The sequence below is a fragment of the Streptomyces sp. NBC_00247 genome (assembly GCF_036188265.1).
Lineage (GTDB): Bacteria > Actinomycetota > Actinomycetes > Streptomycetales > Streptomycetaceae > Streptomyces.
On record NZ_CP108093.1, the window covers coordinates 6,630,823 to 6,652,531 of the forward strand.

At 69.8% G+C, this 21,709-nt stretch carries 19 protein-coding genes and 1 pseudogene; 8 read left to right on the plus strand and 12 right to left on the minus strand.

The features are described from left to right. Positions 1-110 precede the first annotated feature (110 nt). Complete coding sequence (locus OHT52_RS28600; RefSeq protein ID WP_328723060.1) at positions 111-3,053, minus strand: FAD-binding and (Fe-S)-binding domain-containing protein; 2,943 nt, start codon at positions 3,051-3,053, stop codon at positions 111-113. A gap of 118 nt (positions 3,054-3,171) precedes the next feature. Beyond that, positions 3,172-3,615: a MarR family winged helix-turn-helix transcriptional regulator gene (locus OHT52_RS28605; protein ID WP_328723061.1), complete on the minus strand. Its 444-nt coding sequence runs from the start codon at positions 3,613-3,615 to the stop codon at positions 3,172-3,174. Positions 3,616-3,864: 249 nt separating this feature from the next. Between OHT52_RS28605 and OHT52_RS28610 the strand changes: the two genes are divergently transcribed. Both OHT52_RS28610 and mltG read left to right on the plus strand, forming a co-directional pair. After that, positions 3,865-5,670, plus strand: coding sequence for an ABC transporter ATP-binding protein (locus OHT52_RS28610; RefSeq protein WP_328723062.1), 1,806 nt, complete (start codon positions 3,865-3,867; stop codon positions 5,668-5,670). Positions 5,671-5,923: 253 nt separating this feature from the next. Beyond that, entirely contained in the window at positions 5,924-6,781 is an 858-nt protein-coding gene (gene mltG, locus OHT52_RS28615; protein WP_328723063.1) for an endolytic transglycosylase MltG, read from the plus strand. A 44-nt stretch (positions 6,782-6,825) separates the two neighbouring features. On the opposite strand, the gene OHT52_RS28620 is transcribed toward mltG, so the two are convergent. Beyond that, positions 6,826-7,944: an NAD(P)-binding domain-containing protein gene (locus OHT52_RS28620; RefSeq protein ID WP_328723941.1), complete on the minus strand. Its 1,119-nt coding sequence runs from the start codon at positions 7,942-7,944 to the stop codon at positions 6,826-6,828. A gap of 128 nt (positions 7,945-8,072) precedes the next feature. Between OHT52_RS28620 and OHT52_RS28625 the strand changes: the two genes are divergently transcribed. Then, positions 8,073-8,495 carry a secondary thiamine-phosphate synthase enzyme YjbQ gene (locus OHT52_RS28625; protein WP_328723064.1) on the plus strand — a complete coding sequence of 141 codons (423 nt, stop codon included), beginning with the start codon at positions 8,073-8,075 and terminating at the stop codon, positions 8,493-8,495. A 567-nt stretch (positions 8,496-9,062) separates the two neighbouring features. Here the strand turns inward: OHT52_RS28625 and OHT52_RS28630 are convergent. The 3 genes from OHT52_RS28630 to OHT52_RS28640 form a co-directional block, all read right to left on the minus strand. After that, a complete protein-coding gene (locus tag OHT52_RS28630) occupies positions 9,063-9,707 on the minus strand; it encodes a DUF6461 domain-containing protein (RefSeq protein ID WP_328723066.1) in 645 nt (214 codons plus the stop codon). A 74-nt stretch (positions 9,708-9,781) separates the two neighbouring features. Then, the gene (locus tag OHT52_RS28635; protein WP_328723067.1) at positions 9,782-10,348 is read right to left on the minus strand and encodes a hypothetical protein; all 567 of its coding nucleotides are present in this window, start codon (positions 10,346-10,348) and stop codon (positions 9,782-9,784) included. 152 nt (positions 10,349-10,500) lie between these two features. Further along, positions 10,501-11,705 (minus strand): IS3 family transposase gene (locus tag OHT52_RS28640; protein ID WP_328722102.1). Its coding sequence is split into 2 segments (ribosomal slippage): positions 10,501-11,414 and positions 11,414-11,705, totalling 1,206 coding nucleotides; the frame shifts between segments, so codons are not numbered across the junction. Between the two features lie 77 nt (positions 11,706-11,782). Here OHT52_RS28640 and OHT52_RS28645 point away from each other — a divergent pair. Beyond that, entirely contained in the window at positions 11,783-12,538 is a 756-nt protein-coding gene (locus OHT52_RS28645) for a transposase family protein (RefSeq protein WP_328723068.1), read from the plus strand. A 23-nt stretch (positions 12,539-12,561) separates the two neighbouring features. On the opposite strand, the gene OHT52_RS28650 is transcribed toward OHT52_RS28645, so the two are convergent. The 3 genes from OHT52_RS28650 to OHT52_RS28665 form a co-directional block, all read right to left on the minus strand. Further along, positions 12,562-12,972, minus strand: coding sequence for a hypothetical protein (locus tag OHT52_RS28650; protein WP_328723069.1), 411 nt, complete (start codon positions 12,970-12,972; stop codon positions 12,562-12,564). A 358-nt stretch (positions 12,973-13,330) separates the two neighbouring features. After that, the gene (locus tag OHT52_RS28660; RefSeq protein WP_328723070.1) at positions 13,331-13,774 is read right to left on the minus strand and encodes a hypothetical protein; all 444 of its coding nucleotides are present in this window, start codon (positions 13,772-13,774) and stop codon (positions 13,331-13,333) included. Then, positions 13,768-14,412 (minus strand): TIGR03086 family metal-binding protein, encoded by a 645-nt coding sequence (locus OHT52_RS28665; RefSeq protein ID WP_328723071.1) that lies wholly within the window; start codon positions 14,410-14,412, stop codon positions 13,768-13,770. Before OHT52_RS28665 ends, OHT52_RS28660 begins: the two co-directional genes overlap by 7 nt. Before the next feature lie 116 nt (positions 14,413-14,528). Between OHT52_RS28665 and pdxR the strand changes: the two genes are divergently transcribed. Next, positions 14,529-15,980 carry a MocR-like pyridoxine biosynthesis transcription factor PdxR gene (pdxR, locus tag OHT52_RS28670; protein ID WP_328723072.1) on the plus strand — a complete coding sequence of 484 codons (1,452 nt, stop codon included), beginning with the start codon at positions 14,529-14,531 and terminating at the stop codon, positions 15,978-15,980. Here pdxR and OHT52_RS28675 read toward each other — a convergent pair. Both OHT52_RS28675 and OHT52_RS28680 read right to left on the minus strand, forming a co-directional pair. Then, a complete protein-coding gene (locus tag OHT52_RS28675) occupies positions 15,919-17,037 on the minus strand; it encodes a DMT family transporter (protein ID WP_328723073.1) in 1,119 nt (372 codons plus the stop codon). The genes pdxR and OHT52_RS28675 overlap by 62 nt on opposite strands. Further along, positions 17,034-17,846 carry an SDR family NAD(P)-dependent oxidoreductase gene (locus OHT52_RS28680; RefSeq protein ID WP_328723074.1) on the minus strand — a complete coding sequence of 271 codons (813 nt, stop codon included), beginning with the start codon at positions 17,844-17,846 and terminating at the stop codon, positions 17,034-17,036. The genes OHT52_RS28675 and OHT52_RS28680 overlap by 4 nt, the downstream gene beginning before the upstream one ends. A 140-nt stretch (positions 17,847-17,986) precedes the next feature. Here OHT52_RS28680 and OHT52_RS28685 point away from each other — a divergent pair, with 140 nt between their 5' ends. From OHT52_RS28685 to OHT52_RS28695, 3 genes are all read left to right on the plus strand, one after another. Beyond that, positions 17,987-18,562, plus strand: a complete 576-nt coding sequence (locus OHT52_RS28685) for a TetR/AcrR family transcriptional regulator (protein WP_328723075.1) — start codon at positions 17,987-17,989, stop codon at positions 18,560-18,562. Between the two features lie 573 nt (positions 18,563-19,135). Next, entirely contained in the window at positions 19,136-20,311 is a 1,176-nt protein-coding gene (locus OHT52_RS28690; protein ID WP_328723076.1) for an alpha/beta hydrolase family protein, read from the plus strand. A gap of 294 nt (positions 20,312-20,605) precedes the next feature. After that, positions 20,606-20,872 (plus strand): hypothetical protein, encoded by a 267-nt coding sequence (locus OHT52_RS28695; protein ID WP_328723077.1) that lies wholly within the window; start codon positions 20,606-20,608, stop codon positions 20,870-20,872. A 624-nt stretch (positions 20,873-21,496) separates the two neighbouring features. Here OHT52_RS28695 and OHT52_RS28700 read toward each other — a convergent pair. Beyond that, positions 21,497-21,688, minus strand: a pseudogene (locus OHT52_RS28700) (DUF5996 family protein); the annotation flags it as partial. Between the last annotated feature and the right edge of the window lie 21 nt (positions 21,689-21,709).

A 21,709-nucleotide genomic window follows, 5' to 3' on the forward strand; every position in this document is an offset into this window, starting at 1 on the left:
AGGACCAGGCCGGCCTCGGTCACGTCGACGACGGCCAGCTCGGTGATGATCCGGTGGACGACTCCGCGCCCGTCCGGCCGACCCGCCCCGGGCCCGCGAGGCTCAGGAGGTCAGCCGGACGGGCGCGTCGCCCGCTCCAACTCCGCGAGGACGGAGCGGTACGGGTGCCCGGTGGCCCGTTCCATGCCGATCTCGCACATCCGGTTGGCCGAGACGTAGGCGTCGTGGCCGCGGGCGTCGACCTCGGCGGCCTCCTTGGCCGTCGCCGAGTCGGTCAGTTCCTTGTGCAGCATCCCGCGGTCCCCGGCGAACCCGCAGCACTTCGCGTCGTCCGGCAGGAACACCTCCTCCGCGCACGCTCCGGCGAGCGTAAGCAGCCGGTCCACCAGCTCCAGATGCTCCATCGAACACGTCGGGTGCACGACGGCCGACCCGGTCCTGCGCTCCACCGTGAGCCGGGGGAGCAGCTCGTCGGCGGCCCAGACGAGGGAGTCCACCACCGTCAACTCCCGGTGCAGGGCGCGGTTGTCCTCGGTGAGGTAGGGGACGACCTCCCGCGCGATGCCGAGGGTGCAGGAGGTGGCGTCGACCACCAGCGGCACGGCCCCGCCGCCGGTCCAGCCCCACGCCGCCTCGACGACACGGTTGGCCATCACGGCGTTGGCGGCGTCGTACCCCTTGGAGTGCCAGATCGTCGCGCAACAGGTCCCGGCCACGTCGTCCGGGATCCACACCGGCTTGCCCGCACGGGTGGAGAGCGCGACGACGGAGTGCGCCAGTGACCGCTCCCGGTCCCCGGCGGGGCCGGCGAAGATACGGTTCACGCAGGCCGGGAAGTACACCGCGTGCGCCCCGGCGCGCGCGGTGGGCGGGAACTCGCGGGAGGCCGCCGGCGGAATCTGAGGCAGCCACTCGGGCACCAGGTCCGGGCGGACCGCCTTGCGGGCGAGCCGGGTCACCGCCGTCAGCAGCGGGTCCCGCACCCGGCCGCCCAGCCCGTCCGCCGCGGCGACGGCCAGACGGGCGACGGACTCCACCACCCGGAAGTGCCGGGCCGTCAGCGTCGCGATCCGCTCCTCGCGGGGCGAATGCCGCAGCGAGCGGAAGCCCTTCATCATCGCGCCGGTGTCGATGCCGACCGGGCACGCCAGCATGCAGGTGGAGTCGCCCGCGCAGGTGTCGACCGCGTCGTAGCCGTACGCGTCGAGCAGGGCGTCCTCGACGGGGGAGCCGTCCGGCTGGCGCAGCATCTCCCGCCGCAGCACGATCCGCTGGCGCGGCGTGGTGGTGAGGTCCTGGCTGGGGCAGGTGGGTTCACAGAAACCGCACTCGATGCACGGGTCCGCGACCGCCTCCACGGAGGGGATCGTCTTCAGGCCGCGCAGATGCGCCCGGGGATCGCGGTCCAGGACCACCCGGGGGGCCAGCACCCCGTCCGGATCGATCAGCCGCTTCGTACGCCACATCAGCTCGGCCGCCCGCGGGCCCCATTCGCGCTCCAGGAAGGGGGCGATGTTACGGCCGGTGGCGTGCTCCGCCTTCAGCGAACCGTCGAACCGGTCCACCACCAGCGTGCAGAACTCGTCCATGAACGCGGCGTACCGCTCGACGTCGGAGGGGACGCCCGCGTCGAAGGCGAGGAGGAAGTGGAGGTTGCCGTGGGCCGCGTGACCGGCCACCGCCGCGTCGAAGCCGTGCCGCGCCTGAAGCTCCAGCAGCGCTTCGCAGGCCGCCGCAAGCCGGGACGGGGGGACCGCGAAGTCCTCCGTGATCAGCGTGGTGCCGGCGGGGCGCGAGCCGCCCACGGCGGTCACGAACGCCTTGCGGGCCTTCCAGTACCCGTTGACCGTCCCCGGGTCGCGGGTGAACGCGTTGGTGACCGACGCGGCCGGGGCGACCAGCGAGAGCCCCGCCACCACCTCGGCCGCCGCACGCTCGTACGCCTCCTGGGCCGCCTCGTCCGGGGCCCGGAACTCGACCAGCAGGGCCGTCGTCTCCCGGGGGAGCGCCGCCCAGTCGGCAGGCACGCCCCGCACGCTCACCGAGGCGCGCAGAGTGTTGCCGTCCATCAGCTCCACGGCGAGCGCTCCGGCCGCGTTGAACAGCGGTACGGCGGTGGCGGCGGCGGTCAGCGAGGGGAAGAAGAGCAGAGCCGTGGAGGTCCGCCGGTCGAGCGGCAGCGTGTCGAAGACGACCTCCGAGAGGAAGCCGAAGGTGCCCTCGGAGCCGACCATCAGCCCGCGCAGGATCTCCACCGGCGTCGCACCGTCCAGGAACGCGTCCAGCCGGTAGCCGTTGGTGTTCTTGATCTCGTACTTGGCGCGGATGCGCGCGGTCAGCGCCTGGTCCGCGCCGATCTCCGCCTTCAGCGCCATCAGGCCCTCGCAGAGGTGGGGCTCCGCGTGCGCGAGGAGTTCGTCGGCGGCCGGGTCGGCTGTGTCGACCATCGTGCCGCCCGGCAGGACGAAGGAGAGGGAGGAGACCGTCCGGTAGGAGTTCCGGGTGGTGCCGGCGGTCATCCCGGAGGCGTTGTTGGCGACGACCCCGCCCACCGTGCAGGCGATGGCGCTGGCCGGGTCGGGGCCGAGCACCCTGCCGTACCGGGCGAGGGTGGCGTTGGCCCGCGCGATCGTGGTGCCGGGGCGGATCCTTGCCCGCGCACCGCCGTCCAGGACCGTCACGCCGGACCAGTGGCGGCGGACGTCGACCAGGATGTCCTCGCCCTGCGCCTGGCCGTTCAGACTGGTGCCGGCGGCCCGGAAGACGACGTGCCGCCCCTTGCCGCGGGCGTACGACAGCACGGCCGAGACGTCGTCCACGTCCTCGGCGACCACCACGACCCGGGGCAGGAAGCGGTACGGACTGGCGTCGGAGGCGTACTTCACCAGGTCGGAGACCTTCCAGAGCACTTTCCCCGCACCCAGCAGGGCGGTCAGGTCCGAGCGCAGGGGCTCGGGGGTGCCCGCAGCACTCAGGTCGGAGACACGGTCGGGGGCAGCCCCGCGCGTCCCGCCCGGTCGGAGGGCTTCCGGTTCCGGCTCCAGCAGCGGCATCCAGGGCATCCCTTCGGAGGGCCGAACGCGGGTCCTCCCACGTCCGGGTGCGACGGCTCAGCAGCGACGAATCTGCAGCGCGACGAATCGGCAGTGAGCGACGAACCAGCAGCGACTGTCAGCAGCGACGCCCCGGCAGTCCGTCGACCAGGGCGGTCAGCAGCCCGCCGAGCACCTCGCGCTGTTCGGCGGTCAACGGTGCCAGGATCTCCTCCGCGGCGGCTCTGCGCGCGTCGCGCAGCGATCCGAGGGTGGCCCGCCCCTTGTCGGTGATCTCGATGCGCACCACGCGACGGTTCGCCGGATCGGGCGCCCTGCGCACCTGCCCACCCGACTCCAGGCCGTCGACCAGGCTGGTCACGGCGCGCGGGACGACGTCCAGTCGCTGGGCGAGATCGGCCATCCGGGGCGCGGAGTCGAACAGCGCGACCGCTCGCAGCAGACGGAACTGCGCGGGCGTGATACCGATCGGCTCCAGCTGGCGGCTCTGGATGCGGTGGAGCCGGCGGGTGAGCCGCAGGAGCTGTTCGGCGAGGTGGCCGTCGGATTCGGGGGAGTCCATGGCGGAACAATATCAGGACCTGGTTCATTGTGAGTATAGGTAACAATGAGGTACGCTCTTCAGGGTTCGGATCGCTGCTTCACCCGCGGCCGTCCCGCTCCCGCCCGCTCGCCCGGCCCTACCTGGACCCGGGACGACCATGTGCCTTGCTCCACAGGGTCGGTCCGCCCGCCCCGCCCCCGCCGGGCCACGCCGCGCGGGTGCTGCCCGCCCCTGCCTCCGTACCGCCGCACCCCCGTGAAGGAGCCCATGAAACCCGACGAACCCACCTGGACACCCCCGCCCAAGGACGGCACGCAGCCGCCCGCCGAGGTGGGCCGCATCCTCCGCCTCTTCCGCCCCTACCGAGGCCGTCTCGCACTGGTCGGGCTGCTGGTCGGCGCCTCCTCGCTGGTGTCGGTCGCCTCCCCCTTCCTGCTCCGCGAGATCCTCGACACCGCCATACCGCAGGGGCGCACCGGCCTGCTCACCCTGCTGGCGCTCGGGATGATCGCCACCGCCGTGATGAACAGTGTCTTCGGCGTCCTCCAGACCCTGATCTCGACCACGGTCGGCCAACGCGTCATGCACGACCTGCGCACCGGCGTCTACACCCAGCTCCAGCGCATGCCCCTGGCCTTCTTCACCAGGACGCGTACCGGCGAGGTGCAGTCCCGCATCGCCAACGACATCGGCGGGATGCAGGCGACGGTCACCTCCACCGCCACGTCCCTGGTCTCGAACCTGACCGCCGTCGTCGCCACAGTCGTCGCGATGATCGCGCTCGACTGGCGGCTCACCCTCGTCTCGCTGCTCCTGCTGCCCGTCTTCGTCTGGATCAGCCGCCGCGTCGGACGCGAGCGGAAGAAGATCACCACCCAGCGGCAGCGCCAGATGGCCGCGATGGCGGCGACCGTCACCGAATCCCTCTCCGTCAGCGGCATCCTGCTCGGCCGCACGATGGGCCGCTCGGACTCGCTGATCAAGGGCTTCGCGGAGGAGTCGGAACAGCTGGTCGACCTCGAGGTCCGCTCCAACATGGCGGGACGCTGGCGCATGTCGACCATCGGCATCGTCATGGCCGCCATGCCCGCCGTCATCTACTGGGCGGCCGGCCTGACCCTGCGCTCCGGCAGCACGGCCGTCTCCATCGGCACGCTCGTCGCCTTCGTCTCGCTGCAGCAGGGACTCTTCCGGCCCGCCGTGAGCCTGCTCGCCACGGGCGTCCAGATGCAGACGTCCCTCGCGCTCTTCCAGCGCATCTTCGAGTACCTGGACCTGAAGGTCGACATCACGGAGCCCGCGAACCCCGTACGGCTGGAACGCATCCGCGGGGAGGTCGCCTTCGAGCACGTCGACTTCGGCTACGACGAGAAGAGCGGGCCCACCCTCGACGGCATCGACGTGAGGGTGCCCGCAGGCAGCAGCCTCGCCGTGGTCGGCCCCACCGGATCCGGCAAATCCACCCTGAGCTACCTCGTGCCCAGGCTGTACGACGTCACCGCCGGCCGTGTGACGATCGACGGCGTCGACGTACGGGACCTCGACTTCGACTCCCTCGCGAGAGCGGTCGGCGTGGTCTCGCAGGAGACCTACCTCTTCCACGCCTCCGTCGCCGAGAACCTCCGCTTCGCCAAACCCGACGCCACGGACCAGGAGATCGAGGCGGCGGCGCGTGCCGCGCAGATCCACGACCACATCGCCTCGCTCCCCGACGGCTACGACACCCTCGTCGGCGAGCGCGGCTACCGCTTCTCCGGCGGCGAGAAACAGCGCCTCGCCATCGCCCGTACCATCCTGCGCGACCCTCCGATCCTGGTGCTCGACGAGGCGACCAGCGCCCTCGACACCCGTACGGAGCACGCCGTCCAGGAGGCGATCGACGCTCTCTCGGCCGGCCGCACCACGCTCACCATCGCGCACCGCCTCTCCACCATCCGCGACGCGGATCAGATCGTCGTACTGGAGGGTGGCCGCACCGTCGAGCGGGGCACGCACGAGGAACTCCTCGCGCGGGACGGCCGTTACGCCGCCCTCATCCGCCGTGACACCCGACTGGCACCCGCGGCGGGCTGACCGTCCGGGCCGGGTCCGGACCGCCCGGGGTCCGGGCGGTCCTGGGGTCCGGGCGGTCCTGGGGTCCAGGCGGTGTTGGAGTCCGGGCGGTCCCGGGATCCAGGCGTGCGGGGTTCGGGCTTTCCTGGGCACGGGGCGCCGGCGGGGTTTCGGCGTTCCCGGATTCCGGCCGCCCGTCACCCGGCCGCGGGGTTACCGGGTGTCGAGCGCCGATCCCACCGAACCGGGGCATTTGTACGGTTATCGTGCCCGCATGGTGAACGAGCCCGGTACTTTCCGGTACCGCCGGAGACTGCGCCCCACTCGGCGGGGCAAGGCGATGTTGCTCCTCGGGGGCGCGCTCGTGGCCGCCGCCACGATTGCGGCCCCCCTGCTGGTTCTCAAGGACGGTCCGGAGGCGGGCGCCGAGGAGGCCACCTCCCTGGTGGTCCCCGAGGGATGGCGGGCGCGCCAGATCTACGCGGCTGTCGACCGCGCTCTCGGGCTTCAGCCGGGCACCACCGAGAAGGCGGTGCCCGGGGCGCGACTGCCGCTGCCGACTGCCGCTCACGGCAATCCGGAGGGCTACCTCTTCCCGGCCACCTATCCCATCCGCTCCGACACGACCCCACGGAGTCTGCTCCGCTACATGGTGGCCACGGCGTCCCAGCGCTTCGGGAACGACCGGATCGCTGCCGGAGCGCCCCACAACGGCATCTCCGCCTACCAGGCGGTGACGCTCGCCAGCGTCATCCAGGCGGAGGCGGACACCGCCTCCGACATGGGGAAAGTGGGCCGGGTCGTCTACAACCGCCTGCGCCGGGACATGCCCCTGCAGATGGACTCGACGCTCAATTACGCCCTGGGGCGTTCCACGCTGGACACCACCACCGAGGACACCCGGATCGACAGCCCGTACAACACCTATCGGCGCAAGGGGCTCCCGCCCACCCCCATCGGCAACCCCGGCGAACAAGCGATGCGGGCCGCCATCGGTCCCGCCCCGGGCCCGTGGCTGTATTTCGTGACGGTCGGACCGGGGGACACCCGCTTCAGCGAGAGCTACGCGGCGCATCAGCGGAACGTCGTCGAGTTCAACCGGAACCGGGAGAGCGCCGCAACCGCCGGATGACGGCTGAGGCGGCCCGTCGAGGGCTCAGGAAGGTTCAGGCCGGTTCAGGCGGCAGTGCCCGCCACGACGGGCGCCGGGGCGACATTCTCCGCGTGCTCCGCAAGGAGCCGCACGACCGAACGCACCGCGGTGCGCCCGGCGCGGTTGGCGCCGATGGTGCTGGCGGAGGGGCCGTAGCCCACCAGGTGGACGCGCCCGTCCCGTACCGCCCGCGTGTTCTTCACCCGGATGCCGCCGCCGGGCTCCCGCAGTCCCAGCGGTGCCAAGTGGTCGACGGCGGGCCGGAATCCGGTCGCCCAGAGGATCACGTCGGCGTCGACGTCGGTGATCCGCTGGTCGTCCCAGGCCACTCCCGTCGGGGTGATGCGGTCGAACATCGGAAGCCGGTCGAGAATCCCGCGCGCCCGCGCGTCGCGGACGGCATCGTTGAGCGGCAGGCCGGTCACACTCACCACACTCCGGGGCGCCAGCCCTCGACGCACCCGTTCCTCGACCAACGCGACGGCGGCACGGCCTTGTTCAGGCCCGAACGGGCCCTCGTGGAAGACAGGCTCGCGCCGGGTCACCCAGTACGTGGCCGCCGCGACATCGGCGATCTCCATCAGATGCTGCGTACCGGAAGCCCCGCCGCCGACCACCACCACCCGCAGCCCGGCGAACTCGCCCGGCCCTGGGTAGCCGGACGTGTGGAGCTGCCGCCCGAGGAACGTCTCCTGTCCCGGATAGCGCGGCCAGAACGGCCGGTCCCAGGTGCCGGTCGCGTTGATCAGGGCCCGTGTCGCGTACGGCCCCTCGGACGTCTCGACCAGCAGCCGCCCCCCGCTGCCCGCCCCCGCCGCTTCCCGGACCGCCCTGACGTCCACCGGGCGGTGCACCCTGAGCCCGAAGCGGTGCTCGTACGCGTGGAAGTACGCGCCGATCACTTCGGAGGAGGGCCGATCGGGATCGGCGCCGGTCAGTTCCATGCCCGGAAGCGCGTGCATTCCGTGCACCTTGCCGTACGTCAGTGAGGGCCAGCGGAACTGCCAGGCGCCCCCCGGACGCGGTGCGTGGTCGAGCACGACGAAGTCGCGGTCCGGCTCCAAGCCGACCCGCGCCAAGTGGTGGGCGGCGGCCAGCCCGGCCTGACCCGCGCCGATCACCACCACGTCCGCCGCCCGCACCATCCCGGAATCGTTCACGTTTCTACCAACTCCGGACGTGCGACTCTTCTTCCCGGACCGGGCGATCGTCCGCCGCGGCTGCCGATCACCATGGGGCGTCCGGCAGCCCCGGGGTGGAAGATGGCGCCATGCCTGATTCCTTCACCACGCACCTCCTGCACCTCACCACCGGGAGGACGGAGACGGTCACCGACCTGACCCGCGACTGTGAGCAGTTCCTGGCCCGCACCGCCGCCGGCCGGGACGGACTGCTCAACATCTTCGTCCCGCACGCGACGGCCGGAATCGCCGTCCTGGAGACCGGAGCCGGCAGCGACGACGACCTGCTGGCCATCCTGCACACCCTGCTCCCCGCCGACGACCGCTGGCAGCACCGCCACGGCACCCCGGGCCACGGCCGCGACCACGTTCTCCCCGCCCTCGTACCGCCCCACGCGACCCTGCCGGTGATCGCGGGCCGCCTGGAGCTGGGTACCTGGCAGTCGGTCTGCTTGGTGGACACGAATCGCGACAATGCAAACCGGCAGGTCCGTCTGTCGTTCCTCGGGTAGGGCTGCGTCTGCCGTCACTGTAGGAGCGATGTCCGGCCGCACCAAGTGAGTAGCTGTTGTCGTTCCGATCTCGAGGGGTGGGCGTCGAACGGGAGTCTCGTTCGGGTGATCGCGGCTGGCTGTGGGCATGAAGGCAGGGCCTCTTGGTAGCTCGGGGTTGCGAAGCCAACCGAGATCCAGGAGACCCTGTTGCCGCAGTTGTACGTGCTCGCGCCGGTGGAGTTCAACTCGGCTGCTCCGTCGTGTGATTGTGTCGCTCACCGGTTCGGGAATGCGGCCGACCATCCGGAGCGTGTTCGGCGGTAGCCAGGGTCAGAGCCCGGCTGGCCTTCCACGACCGCAGCTCCTGGTCATGCAGGAGATGCCCACGCTGGCGATTCGCTGTCATGCCGAAAAGGACACGGCGCCCGACCCGATGGTTGCAGCCCGCCCATCGATTGCGGCCTGCGGGGACCATCTTTCGGCCCCGGGCTCGCCTTGAAAGGCCCACGTCACAGGTCTACAGAACGACTTTGACGGGGCCCTGGATGCCTCGGGGCGTGACCAGACCTCTCCAGGTACTCGTGATCACCAAGAGGTTGGTGGCGAGGTGCGAGTGACGACGCCGGGAAGTCGCCCGCTCTCAATCTCGTGCCGCGGTAGCGATAGTCCGAAGTGATCTCCAATGACCTTCAGCACTCGGCGCTTCTCCTCGCTGGTTGGCAACTCCTCATCGGCACCGAGTAGGTCGTCCATGGAGTCCTCCGGAGGGATGACCCCAGCCGCCTCCAGCGCCGGACGCAGGAGGTCGGGCTGTGCTCCGGCAGGGTCATAGCCAGCACCCAACTCGAAGTGCAGCTGAACGTCCCCGTCGGCCAGGTACCGGAAGACGGAGGGCGGGTCATCTGGTCGCGGGTCGAAGACAAGGACCTCGGTGCCACGAGACACGGCCGGATCCAGGGCCCATCCTTCGCTTCCCCCGCTCTCCACGATGAACGACCAGTCGCCGCTTCGGCCGAGACGGCCAACGCAGTAGATCTGCGCGAGGTCGACCATGGCTGATGCTTCCGCGACGGTCATGGCGGGGGCGGCCTGGACGAGTTCGTGGTCAGCCATACGTTCGGCGAGCGCCTCTGGGCTCAGGCCCCGGGCGCAGGTGATGTACAGCTCGGTGGCGCTCACGTTCGCTCCGCGCCAGGCTGCTGCAATCCATGCGAGGCCGTCGTCGGGCATGGTCGTAACCTCTTTCTCTTGCAAGGCGGGGCTGGTGGGGCACGGTGTGAAGCGGTGCCGTGCCCCACCAGCGGTCAGTAGCCTGTCACGCCTTGGGTACGGTGCAGGTCACGGTCGTCTTTGATGCATCGCAGTGCGCGAACTGGGGGAAGTCCACCCAGTACGGGTCCGTGTCCAACAGCCGGTACTTGCCCGAGAAGCCTCCGCTGAAAGCTCCGCCCATCGAGGTGGAGTTGATCCATCCCGACATGGCTGAGCGGCCGCACTTCTCCGTCCATGAGGACGCGGCCTGGGGACGTCGTCGTACAGGTGCCATTGACCCTGCGCGACTCGGTGGCATAGGTCTGCACGCAGTCGTTGCCGGTATCGACTTCGTTCGTGCCGCCGGGCATGCCGCCGGAGTTGTAGGTGGAGGCGTAAGCAAACTCGTCACACGACGCCTTGTCGGTCGACTGGATCTCCGGAACGGTGGTGGCGTCCGGGTTGCCGTAGGTTGCCGCCCACCCGTCGGGGCAGATCACCTTCCGGTTGGCGTCCGGGTCGCGGCCAGGTGCGTTCTTGTCCGCGGACGGGAGGAAGAACAGGGGCTTATTGGCTGCCTTGCTCCCCGGGTGGTGGGAAGCTTGGACTGGATCAACCACGCGTGTGCCACTGAGCCTTTTCCAACCTGACGGAGGGGCTGGCGGGTTGGGGCACCTGCGCGAGGTGAACGACGAAGCTCCTGGTAGACGGGTTCACGACCAAGATCACCCGTGTCGACCAGGGGGCCTTGACCCCGAATCCTGAACACGGGTTATGCGGCTTGTGCCAGCGTAGTTGGTGTGAGGTGGAGGGCGTTCTCGAAGGCGATCGGTGATCGTTGTCCGAGGTGGGAGTGTCGGCGTCGGGTGTTGTAGCGGTGGAGCCATCGGAAGGCATCGAGTCGGGCCTCGCGCTCGGTCGGCCAGTTCTTTCGTCCTTGCAGGGTCTCGCGTTTGAAGGTCGCGTTGAAGGACTCGGCGAGCGCGTTGTCCGCGCTGGACCCGACCGCGCTCATGCTTTGCTGAACCCCTGCTGACCTGCAAGCTTCGGCGAAAATCCTGCTCGTGTACTGAGCTCCGTGGTCGGTATGCATGATCGATCCGGCGAGACTGCCGCGGGTTCGGATCGCCGCGGCCAGGGCCTCGGTGACGAGGTCCGCGCGCATGTGGCCGGCGATCGCCCAGCCGGCCAGACGGCGCGAGGCGAGGTCGATGACGGTCGCCAGGTAGCAGAACTTCCCGCCCTCGATGGGCAGGTAGGTGATGTCACCGACGTACTTCGTGTTCGGCCTGTCCGCGGTGAAGTCGCGGCCGATCAGGTCCGGCGCCTTGGCCACTGCCGGGTCGGGGACGGTGGTGCGATGCCGGCGACGCAACCGGACCCCTTCGATCCCGGACGCCCGCATGATCCTGGCGACGCGCTTGTGGTTGACCGCGACACCGTTCTCCTCGCGGAGCTCGGCGGTGATCCTCGGGGCTCCGTAGGTGCCGTCCGATTCCTGGTGCACCGCCCGTATCCGGGCGGCGAGGCGGGCGTCGGTCACCTGCCGGGCGGCCCGGTCCGCTGCCGTCCGCCGCCAGTAGTAGAAGCTCGAGCGGCTGACGCCGAGGATGCTGCAGAGCCGCTTCACGCCGTGACGGCGCTGGAGGTCGGCGACGCACTGGAAGCGGTTCACCAGCGCGTCTCCCCGGCGAAATACTTCGCCGCTTTGCGCAGGATCTCGCGTTCCTCCTCCAGCTCACGGACCTTCTTCCGCAAGGCGGCGTTCTCCGCCTCCAGCGGGGCCGGCGGCTGGGCCGGCTCCTGCGTCCGCCGTCCTCGGGGACGGCTCACCCCTGCTGCCCTCACCCAGTTCCGCAGTGTCTCCGGGTTGATCCCCAGATCGGCTGCGACCGACCTGATCGTCGCTTCCGGCCGCGACTCGTACAGCGCGACCGCGTCCGCCTTGAACTGCGGCGGGTAGTTCTTCATGACCACGAGATGTCCGTTCTCAGATCCGCAGGATCCAGTGTCTCGTGTGTCCAACATCAGGGGTCAAGGCCCAGGAGCTTCGCGTGCTTGTTTACCCATCGGCGATCGATCTGTCCAGCGCACACCTTCGTCACCTTGCCCGGTGCCTGGCTGCTCACCGCCGCAAGATCGGCACCCGATGGCGTCGCATCACGCCGAGCCGGCAGGCGCTTCTGGTCCTGGCTCACCTGCGCTGCGGAGACACCTATGCTCAGTTGGCCGCCGCGTTCGGCATCGGGATCGCGACCGTCTACCGTTACGTCCGCGAGGCGATACACGTCCTGGCTGCACTCGCTCCTAGCCTGGCCGAGGCGGTGCGGACCGCACGCCGGCTGGCCTTCGTCATTCTCGACGGGACGCTCCTGCCGATCGACCGGATCGCCGCCGACACCCCGTACTGCTCCGGCAAGCACAAGCGCCACGGCATGAACGTCCAAGTCCTCACCGACCCATTCGGACGGCTCCTGTGGGCTTCGCCCACGCTCCCCGGCTCTACGCACGACCTGACCGCCGCCCGTACCCACGGCATCGTCGACGCACTCGCCGAGGCCGGACTGAAGTGCTGGGCCGACAAGGCATATCAGGGCGCCGGCGGTTCCATCCGAGTGCCCTTCCGCGGCCGTCGCCTCAAGCGGTGGCAGCGCAGGCACAACAGCACCCATGCCAAGATCCGCTGCCTCGGCGAGCAGGCCATGGCCACCCTCAAAGGCTGGCGGCTCCTGCGGAAGCTCCGCTGCAGCACCAACCGGATCACCGACCTGGTGAAGGCCGTCCCTGTCCTTCACCACGCATCAGCGTGAGGTTGATAAGGCTCTCTATCAGCTCAACTGGACATCTCGGCCGCTGGCTTGAAAGACTTCGACGTTCCGATCGCAAGTGCTGCGCCGAGTCCGGCGTCGTTCATCAGTGCCGTCAGCTCGACGTCAGTGGCCTCGGGCCTGAGCCTAGCGTCGAAGTTGTAGCCCTCGTCACAGAAGATCAGATCGAGGTCCGCCGGAGCGAGCCTTCGGAAGACGACCGCCAACCACGCAGCGTCCTCTTGCCAGACGTCCAGGTACAGGCACGTCCCATCCTGATGCAGATATGCCTCGCCGGGACCGCTCTCCGTCTCGAAGTACCAGCAGCTGCTTCGCACCTCGCTTCGGTGCGTCGAGTCGACCTCGACATCTGACCACCGAGCCCTGATCGCCGCAGTTAGCGCCTCGCGGTCGACCCCCCCATCCGTCCGCCTCACCGTCAACCAGTACCAAGAACTGCGCCATGGCGGATGTCTATCACCCGGCTCCGACACGCAGCCCGGCATCGTCAGACTGAGGTTGGAAAAGGCTCAGTGATGTGACCTTCGTTTCGATGTGATGAGAAAATCCACCCGAGGTGGCGAGCCCACAGGCCTTCCCTCGCCGGAGTGGACACGCGTTCACGGTTCGCATGCGGGTGAGATCCCGCAACTTTCGGACCGGCTTGGGCGGCACGAACGAGGCTCTGAGCATGCCCCGTTCGGTCAGCTGGCGAGCCAGACGGCATCGGGCTGTTCGGTCTTCGGCCGGCCCGGAACGTTCTTCACCTGCTGGAGATCCGTTGTCCCGCCGCCGTCAACGATCGTCTGACAGCAGCCACACCTCCGCATCCCGCTGGATGCGCGCCGCGTCGAAGTTCTCGTAGTCCCGGATCACTGACCTGATCGTGCCTCGGTCGCGGTACTCGTCCATGATCGCGACATGCTCCGGCAGGCGTACGAACTCCGCCAGGGCCCGCCGCCCGGTCCATACCGAGACCGATCCGCAGCGCCGGGCCAAGGGCGTGGCCCACAGCCACATGCCGACCGCGCCGTCGAGCTGCGGCCAGCGGCGCCGCAGCGCGAAGCCGCGACGCGCGATGTCGGGCAGGTCCCGGTACGCGTCGCTGGTGAAGTCGGTGACGCTGACGATCAGCGGCCCGCTCCGGTCACCGCGCATGCCGCTCTCGACGCCGTGTGCCGCGACGCGGTCGTCAAGGGCGTCCCCGGCCGGGCCCTGGCACCAGCGGCTCCTCAGCATGGCACCGGCGTCGAGGACGGGTCACGGCCGAGCAGGGCGAGCAAGTGGTCGCCCTGCGGGGCGTCGTGGGGCACGGCGATCCGTTGGCGGAACGCGGCACCGGCTCCGTGGATTTCGTCCGGGACCAGGGCCGCGACGCGCAGCGCGGCACCGGCTCCGTGGGTTTCGTCCGGGACCAGGGCCGCGACGCACAGCGCGGTGATGGTGAGTTCGGCGGCAGTTTCCCACGCGGTGCCGATCGTCACCGCGATGCCCCAGGCGTGTGCCATGTAGTCGAGCAGGTGGAAGCCGATCGCCATCCGTCCGGGGACAGCGAATCCCTCGCCGACCTCCGGCAGCGCGAACCGCCGCTCCAGCACGTCGTCTTCCGCGAACGCCGCGGTGGCCTCGCCCACCGACGCCTCATACGCTCCGGCCGGGTCATCACGGAGGTCGCCGGCGCGCCATACGGCCCAGGGCTCGCCCGTGCCGCGGGCGGAGGCGGCGACCCCCGCGTTCTGGCTGACCAGATGGCGGACCAAGCCGTACAGGGTCCAGTCCGCGCATGGCGTCGCCAATCTCAAGTGATCGGTCTTCACCTGGGAGATCACCTCCCCGGTCAGCAACAGCGCCTGGTGGTCCAGTTGTCGAATGTCCATGGCAGGAGCCTAAAATTCCACAGCGGTTCATCCCTAGAGCCAATAAGCCGCCAAATGATTGAGCCAATCGCCGGACCGAAAGCCGACAACAGCCGAGCCGAAAGTGGAAAGCCGAGATGGACGTCCACGTCAGGCTGGACGGGCAGCGCGACCTGTCCGGCCAGATCTACCGCCAGCTCCGCACCGCGATCCATGACGGACTGTTACGGCCCGGCGATTCGCTGCCCCCGACCCGAGAGTTGGCCCGCTGCCTCGCGGTGGCCCGCAACACCGTCGGCGTCGCCTACGAACGGCTTGTCGCCGAGGGGTACGCGGACAGCAGGGTCGGCTCCGGGACCTATGTGCGTACGACGGGCCTGCCCACGCGCGGGCCCGCGACCACCATCGACACCACCGGTACGGGACTGCGCCCCCGTGCCCTGTGGGCCGGCTTGTCTCCATGGGCGGCCCCGAAGACCGCGGAACCGGCCAGGGCGGCCCACGACTTCCGGGTGGGCCTGCCGGATGCCCGGCTCTTCCCGTACGCCGCCTGGCGTCCCTTGATCGCCCGGGAACTGCGTCTTTCGGCAGCCGGTTCGGTCGGGTACGGCGATCCGTCCGGCCACGCCGGGCTGCGGACCGCACTCGCGCGACACATCGGACTTTCACGCGGGGTGCGGACCGGCCCGGACGATGTGCTGGTGACCACCAGCACGCAGCAGGCCCTGGACCTCATCGGGCGGGTACTGCTCGAACCGGGCGACCGGGTGGCCGTGGAAGAGCCCGGCTACCCGCCGGCCCGGCTGCCGTTCCTGGCGCAGGGCGCCGAGGTCACAGGGGTACCGGTGGACGCCGAGGGCCTGCTCGTGGACGCCCTCCCACCGGACACCCGCGTCGTGTACGTCACCCCCGCCCACCAGTTCCCGCTCGGCATGCCGATGTCGCTTCGGCGCAGAACGGCACTGCTGCGCTGGGCACGAGAGCACGGCGCGGCAGTGATCGAGGACGACTACGACAGCGAATTCCGGTTCGGCGGGCGGCCGGTCGAGACGCTGCACAGTCTGGACCGGGACGGACACGTCATCTATGTGGGGTCGTTCTCCAAGGTGATGCTGCCCTCGCTGCGCGTTGGTCTCCTGGTGGCTCCCGCCCCGCTGCGCACCGCACTGCGCACTGCCAAATACACCGCGGACTGGCACACGGCGGTGCCCGCGCAGGCGGCGCTCGCCCGCTTCGTGGACGACGGGTTGCTCGCCCGGCACATCCGCCGGATGCAGCACACGTACGCGGGCCGGCACCACGTCATCACCCGCGCGCTCACTGAGCACTTCACGGACCTGGTCGAGCTGGTGCCGTCCGCCGCGGGACTGCACGTGACGGCATTCACCCGGGGCCGCCTCGCCGACCCCGACGCCCTCGCGGACCGGGCCGGCCGGGCGCGGGCATCCGGCGTGGCGGTCCACACCCTGGCGGAGGTCGCCGCGAACCGCTCCGCGCGCCCGGGCTTCGTCTTCGGCTACGGCTCGATCAGCGCCCCGGACATCGAGGCGGGCCTGCACTGCGTACTCGGCCCGCCCAAGGACCTTTGAACGCGAGAGCAAACATCTGCACACGGCTCGCCCAATACAGCACCACCACGACGACGTTCTGGACGGGTCGGACAACGCCGCCGGGAGCCGTTGCGGCGGCGTTGTTCGCGCACTGTGCAGGAATCAGGGCGGGACTGCTCGGACTAGCTTTCCTGGGCGAGCCGTTGGCGGCGATGCTTGCGTTCGGTGCGCTCAGGGCGTGAGCGCGTCGCTGGCCGAAGACGACTCCTGCCGCAACCAGGAGGGCGCCGACGACATCGGCGGGGCCTGCCTGGCCGAGGCCGAATGTGACGGCGGTGAGCAGTGCGCCTACCGGCACGAGACCGGCGAAGAGACCCGCGCGGTCCGCGCCGAGTCGGCGGAGCGCGTCGTACCAGAGGAAGAAGGCGGCGGCGGTGACGATGGCTCCGAGGTAGGCGAAGGCGGCTGCCTGGCTGGGCGTGGGTATCCGCAGTGCGTCCGTGCCCTCCAGAGCGAGGCCCGTGGCCAGCAGTATGGGCACCGCCAGGGCGGCGGGGTAGGCGGCGACCCGCAGGGGTCCGAGCTTGGGCAGGAGCGGAACGGCGAGCAGGGAGAAGGCCACCTCGCCGGCGAGTGCGCCCAGGGAAAGCAACAGGCCCTTCGCGCTGCCCGAGCCGAGGCCCGCGGCGACGGCGGTGCCCAGTGCCACCACGAGCGCGGCGCCGACGGCACGGGGTGTGGGGCGTCGGCGTTCCATCAGCGGCCCGGCGAGGGCCATGACGAGGGGGACAGCTCCGATCACGGTGCCGATCATGGCGGGGCCTGCGTGACGGGTGGCTTCAACGAGGAAGAGATTGAACCCGGCCAGGCCGGTGGCGGCCAGGGCGACCAGGAGCAGGGCGTCACGCACGGTCAGACGGACGCGGGGCGGACGCTGCTGGCGTAAGACGGCGAACAGAATCACCGCGGCGAGCGCGTAGCGCAGGGCCTGTCCGGTGAAGACCGGGAAGTCGGCGACGGTGGCGGAGATCGCGGTCGATGTGCCGACGAGCAGCATCGCCGAGGCAGCGCCGACGGTGGCGGCTGAGAATTTCATGCGGCGCGCTCCGGCAGTGTCGAGGTGGTGGGGGACAGAACCTTGCGGGTGATGCGTTCGGAGATGGCGGCGACCACGGTTCGGGGGCGGCGCGGTGTCAGGTGCGCGGTCAGTGCGTTGTTGAGTCCGGGGGCGACGTAGCCGCGGTCGCGGTCCAGCGCGCGCAGTGCGGCGCGCACGACGGGTTCGGGGGTCGTCATGGAACCGGTGACGGCTGCCCGGCGGGTGCCGATGATCTCGAAGAACGCGGTCTCGACCGGTCCGGGGCACAAGGTGAGCACACGGATGCCTCGTCGGCGGTACTCCTGGCGCAGGGCGAGGCCAAAGTTCAGCACGAACGCCTTGGACGCGCCGTAGACGGCGAAGTACGGGGAGGGCTGGAAGGCCGCGTTGGAAGCGACGTTGACGACCGAGCCGTGGCCGCGCTCCAGCATGCCGGGCAACAGTTCATGGGTGAGGTCGACGAGTGCGACCACATTCACCATCAGCTGGTCGTGATCGCGGGCCCCGGAGATCTCCTCGAAGCGGCCGCAGGTACCGAAGCCGGCGTTGTTGACCAGCAGGTCGACGTTCAGCCCGCGGGCGGCCAGCTGTTCGGCGATGCAGCGGGCCGCATCCGGCTCGGCGAGGTCCTGGACCAGCACATGCGCGTGGACGCCGTGTTCGGCGATCAGACGCTCGGCGAGGGAGGCCAGCCGATCGCCGGAGCGCGCCACCAGGATCACGTCGCACCCGCGGGCGGCGAGCTGCGCGGCGAACTCAACGCCGAGGCCGGACGACGCTCCGGTGACAAGAGCAGTGGTGTGCACGGGGTCTCCTTCAGTCGCGAACAACTGCGGCGAGTATGCATCAGAAAATGAATGAACTGCAACATCAATGATGCAGATATGAATCGGATAGCATCGCTCATGTATTGGTTACCTGGGCAAGTGATAGACCGGGAGGCACGATGAGTGAGACGGCGCCACGAGCGTTGCGGGCGGACGCAGAGCGCAGCGTGCGCGCGATTCTGGAGGCGGCCGAGCGGGTGCTCGCCGAAGACCCGGGCGCCTCGATGGAGCAGATCGCCGCAGCCGCCGGAGTGGCCCGCACGACGATCCACCGCCGGTTCGCCAATCGACAGGCCCTGATCGAGGCGCTCGCCTTGTCCGCAGCCCGCCAACTCGCCCAGGCGGTGGCCGACGGCCGCCCGGACACCGCGCCGCCACGTGTGGCGATGCACCGGATCACGGCCAACGTGCTCCAGGTGAAGAGCGCCTGGGCGTTCGCCCTGGAACAGCCGGCGGACCCCGGCAACGACGCTGGCGCCCTCCACCAGGACATCGACCGCAACTGCATCGCCGTGCTGAAGCGGGCCCAGGACGACAAGCTCATCGACGAAGCGGCCGACCTCGATTGGGTGCGCCGGGTCTACTACGCACTCATCGGGGAGTCCCTGCACGGCAACACCGACGGCGCCGACCCGGACACGCTTGCCGTTCGCATCATCGACACCCTGCTGCACGGCGCTGGGCCTGCTGCCTGAACAGAGAGTCGGCGACGACGGCAGGCCGCGGGTCCATGCCACTCGTTGTTGAATCGAGCCAACGAGGCAGGACGCGGCTGAGCTTGTCGGGTCGAGGAACGCAGGCCAGGTTCTGGGCCCGATGGCCGGTCTTTGATGTTCATGACCGATCCCGGAGGATCAGTCCCCCGTGCCAGCCTGGAGGCGAGGTGATCGCCGGGTAGTCGCCGGCGGCGGTGCGACGGCCAAATGCGTTATGACGGCGGTCACACGCACAATCCTGGAGATGCCCCGAATTCACCCCTCCCAGTGAGCAAGGTTGCGGCCCGCAGGAGATGCGGTGCGCGGACGGTTCCGGGCCGGTCAGACCCCATGGTCAAGGTCACCGAGCGGTGCGCACGTCGCCCGTGCGGGGCGGTTCGCGGCGCGACCAACGTGAGGCTACGGTCCAGCCCGGGCAGCCGGGCAGCCACGGTTCAGCGTGAAGTCGTCACCGTCCGAGAACTGGTCTGACGAGATCAGACCAGAGAGGTACGCCCAAGTGCTGCTGTAGAGCGACGTGTTGAGGGAGTCCGGAGGCCTAGCGTCGGCTGCATGACCACCAGACACAGCAGAGTCGCTGCAGCCGCCCTCCTCGCCCTCGCCCTGTCCGTCCCGCTTTCGGGCGCCGCACCCGCCGCCCAGGGCTCGCAGGCTCCCTCCCGGGTTGCGTACACGAGCGGGTTGGCGTTGCCGCCTCCCACCGGTCCGTACCCGGTGGGCCGCCGCGCCCTGCACTTGGTCGACCGGCACCGCACCGACCCGTGGGTGCCGACGGCGGGAAACCGGGAGCTGATGGTGTCGATGTCCTACCCGGCGCGCGGTACGAGCGGTTCCCCAGCGGCATACATGACAGCCGAGGAGGCACAGCTCCTGCTGGAGGCCAGGGGGCTCGGCGGCGTGGTGCCCGCCGCGACCGTTGCAGGAGCGCGTACTCATGCTGCGGAAGGCGTGCTCCCCGCGCCGGGGCGTTTCCCCTTGGTGCTGCTCTCTCCGGGATTCTCGATGCCGCGCACCACACTCACGTCGGTCGCCGACGATCTTGCGAGTCGCGGCTACGTCGTTGCCTCCGTGGACCACGCGTATGAATCCGTTGGTACAGCCTTTCCTGGGGGCCGAGTGCTGACCTGTGTGGCCTGCGAACGGGTCGACACGTCCGAGGAGCAGGCAGCCGTCGTGCGCGGCCGGGCCAAGGACCTGTCCTTCGTGATCAACGAGCTGACGAAGAGCCGGCAGGCGGGGGCGCTGTCCCGCGCGATCGACCCGAGCCGGATCGGCATCGCGGGGCATTCGATCGGGGGCGCGAGCGCCGCAGAGACCATGGCAGCCGATCGCCGTGTGCGGGCCGGGGTTGACCTGGACGGTGACTTCTTCCTGCACCCTGCTGCAGCAGGGCTCGGCCGGCGCCCGTTCATGATGCTCGGCGCCGAGTCCACGCACAGCCCCGGCAGTGAGAACACCGACTGGCCCGAGGCATGGAAGCACCTCAGCGGTGGGAAACGCTGGCTGACGGTGACCGGCGCTGAGCATTTTTCTTTCACCGATCTGCCCTATCTCGCCGACCAGCTGGGTCTGTCGGACCCTGCCGTGCCGCTCTCCGGAGAACGCGGTTGGTACATCACCCGCGACTATGCAGCAGCCTTCTTCGACCTTCACCTGCGGGGCATCCCGCAGCCGATCCTCGATGGGCCCGTGGCCGCGTATCCCGAGGTCGTATTCCGGCAGCGGTGAGGTGACCGAGAAGACCCCGCCTCAGTGAGTGCCGGTGTGAGAACCTTCGAATCTCCGGCGGCGCGTCGGCCAAGGTGCTGCCGATCTCGGTGCAACAGGAACCTTGGCGCAAAGCCATGGAGGGCCCGGGCCGCTGCAATCTGCCATAACGCGGCCGGGCCCGGCACCCCTTACTACCGCACGCTGCGGCGCCGTCGCCAGCCCACGCCGGAAGCCCCCGGACACTACACAGTCCCGCGAAGGGGCCGGAGCCACTGACATCGGCTCCTCGACGACCCCAGCTGTCGCCTTTTCGTGGAGCCGTACGACTCCGACGGCTTCTACCTGACGATCGAAGCGCCGGAACCAGGCGACGACGAGGCTTCGTGGGAGATCGAGGTCAGCCGTTGGGTGCCGGACGATCCCGAGGAGGAGCCCGGGAACCACACCAGCGCGACAGGCCATGCCGTGGTCGGCTGCGCCCTTCCGGTTGTGCCGACCCTTCCGGTTGTGCCGACCGCCGAGGAGATCGCTCACTTGCTGACGTCCGTGGACGAGAAGCCGCTGCTGCTCGCTGAGTAGGCTGAGTCGCACGTGGGAGCAGTGCTCGCAAAGACGGCCATGGTGGTGACCGAACGCTGTGACTCGTGATCGGGGTAGCCAATGAAGCCGCGGTGCTGGCGCGGTGGGGCTGGGAACGGCCCGCCACTGCATGCCGAGCGGGTGCTTCAGCCGTGCGTTGCCACCCAGATAGGCTGAGGTTTGCTTAACGGATGTTGGTGGACACGATTCGCGACAATGCAAACCGTCGGGTTCGTCTGTCGTTCTTCGGGTAGGGCTGCGTCTGCCGTCACTGCAGGAGTGATGTCCGGCCGCACCAAGTGGTCGAGCCACAGCTCTGGTCAGAGTGGGGTGAGCGGGGCCGGGCCCCTGATGCCGGACGAGCGCGACGGCCACCGGACGCGCCCCTGACGACTGCTGCGTATTGCGCTCCTCGTCCTGCCCTCCACGGGCAGGGCGACGGCGTCCATGGCCAAGGGCAACACGTCAGGAACACCGGTGGGTCGGCTCGTCGTGCCTGGTCCGCGTGAAGGCAACTGGTCAGCCGTTCGGCCTGGTTGGTGGCCGTGGAGTCGTACCCCACCCAGCGAGCTGGTCGGCAGCCGGGCGGGAGGAGGTCTGCGGTCCTCGCGTGTCGGCGTCCCTTCACAGTGCCTTCGGCGGCACCCGAATCCGGGGGGCGGTCACCCCGTTCCGGCACAGTCGGTCCGCGGGCCGGCCCACAAGACGCGCGCCCGCCGCGTAAGCGCTGTCGTAGAACCTGAGGATGGCGGCGCCAGGATCCGCGGTGGCGCGCACGTCGTCATAGGGGAGCAGGGCGAGGTGTGCACCGTTGCTCTCCGTCCATCGCGCGGCGGT

What these genes read in the sequence shown, in the direction of transcription:
- OHT52_RS28625 (WP_328723064.1), top strand. Translation starts at nt 8,073, where the DNA reads ATGCCTGATTCCTTCACCACGCACCTCCTGCACCTCACCACCGGGAGG.
- OHT52_RS28685 (WP_328723075.1), top strand. Translation starts at nt 17,987, where the DNA reads ATGAGTGAGACGGCGCCACGAGCGTTGCGGGCGGACGCAGAGCGCAGC.
- OHT52_RS28660 (WP_328723070.1), bottom strand. Translation starts at nt 13,774, where the DNA reads ATGCTGAGGAGCCGCTGGTGCCAGGGCCCGGCCGGGGACGCCCTTGAC.
- mltG (WP_328723063.1), top strand. Translation starts at nt 5,924, where the DNA reads ATGGTGAACGAGCCCGGTACTTTCCGGTACCGCCGGAGACTGCGCCCC.
- OHT52_RS28600 (WP_328723060.1), bottom strand. Translation starts at nt 3,053, where the DNA reads ATGCCGCTGCTGGAGCCGGAACCGGAAGCCCTCCGACCGGGCGGGACG.
- pdxR (WP_328723072.1), top strand. Translation starts at nt 14,529, where the DNA reads ATGGACGTCCACGTCAGGCTGGACGGGCAGCGCGACCTGTCCGGCCAG.
- OHT52_RS28675 (WP_328723073.1), bottom strand. Translation starts at nt 17,037, where the DNA reads ATGAAATTCTCAGCCGCCACCGTCGGCGCTGCCTCGGCGATGCTGCTC.
- OHT52_RS28610 (WP_328723062.1), top strand. Translation starts at nt 3,865, where the DNA reads ATGAAACCCGACGAACCCACCTGGACACCCCCGCCCAAGGACGGCACG.
- OHT52_RS28665 (WP_328723071.1), bottom strand. Translation starts at nt 14,412, where the DNA reads ATGGACATTCGACAACTGGACCACCAGGCGCTGTTGCTGACCGGGGAG.
- OHT52_RS28690 (WP_328723076.1), top strand. Translation starts at nt 19,136, where the DNA reads ATGACCACCAGACACAGCAGAGTCGCTGCAGCCGCCCTCCTCGCCCTC.
- OHT52_RS28630 (WP_328723066.1), bottom strand. Translation starts at nt 9,707, where the DNA reads ATGCCCGACGACGGCCTCGCATGGATTGCAGCAGCCTGGCGCGGAGCG.
- OHT52_RS28605 (WP_328723061.1), bottom strand. Translation starts at nt 3,615, where the DNA reads ATGGACTCCCCCGAATCCGACGGCCACCTCGCCGAACAGCTCCTGCGG.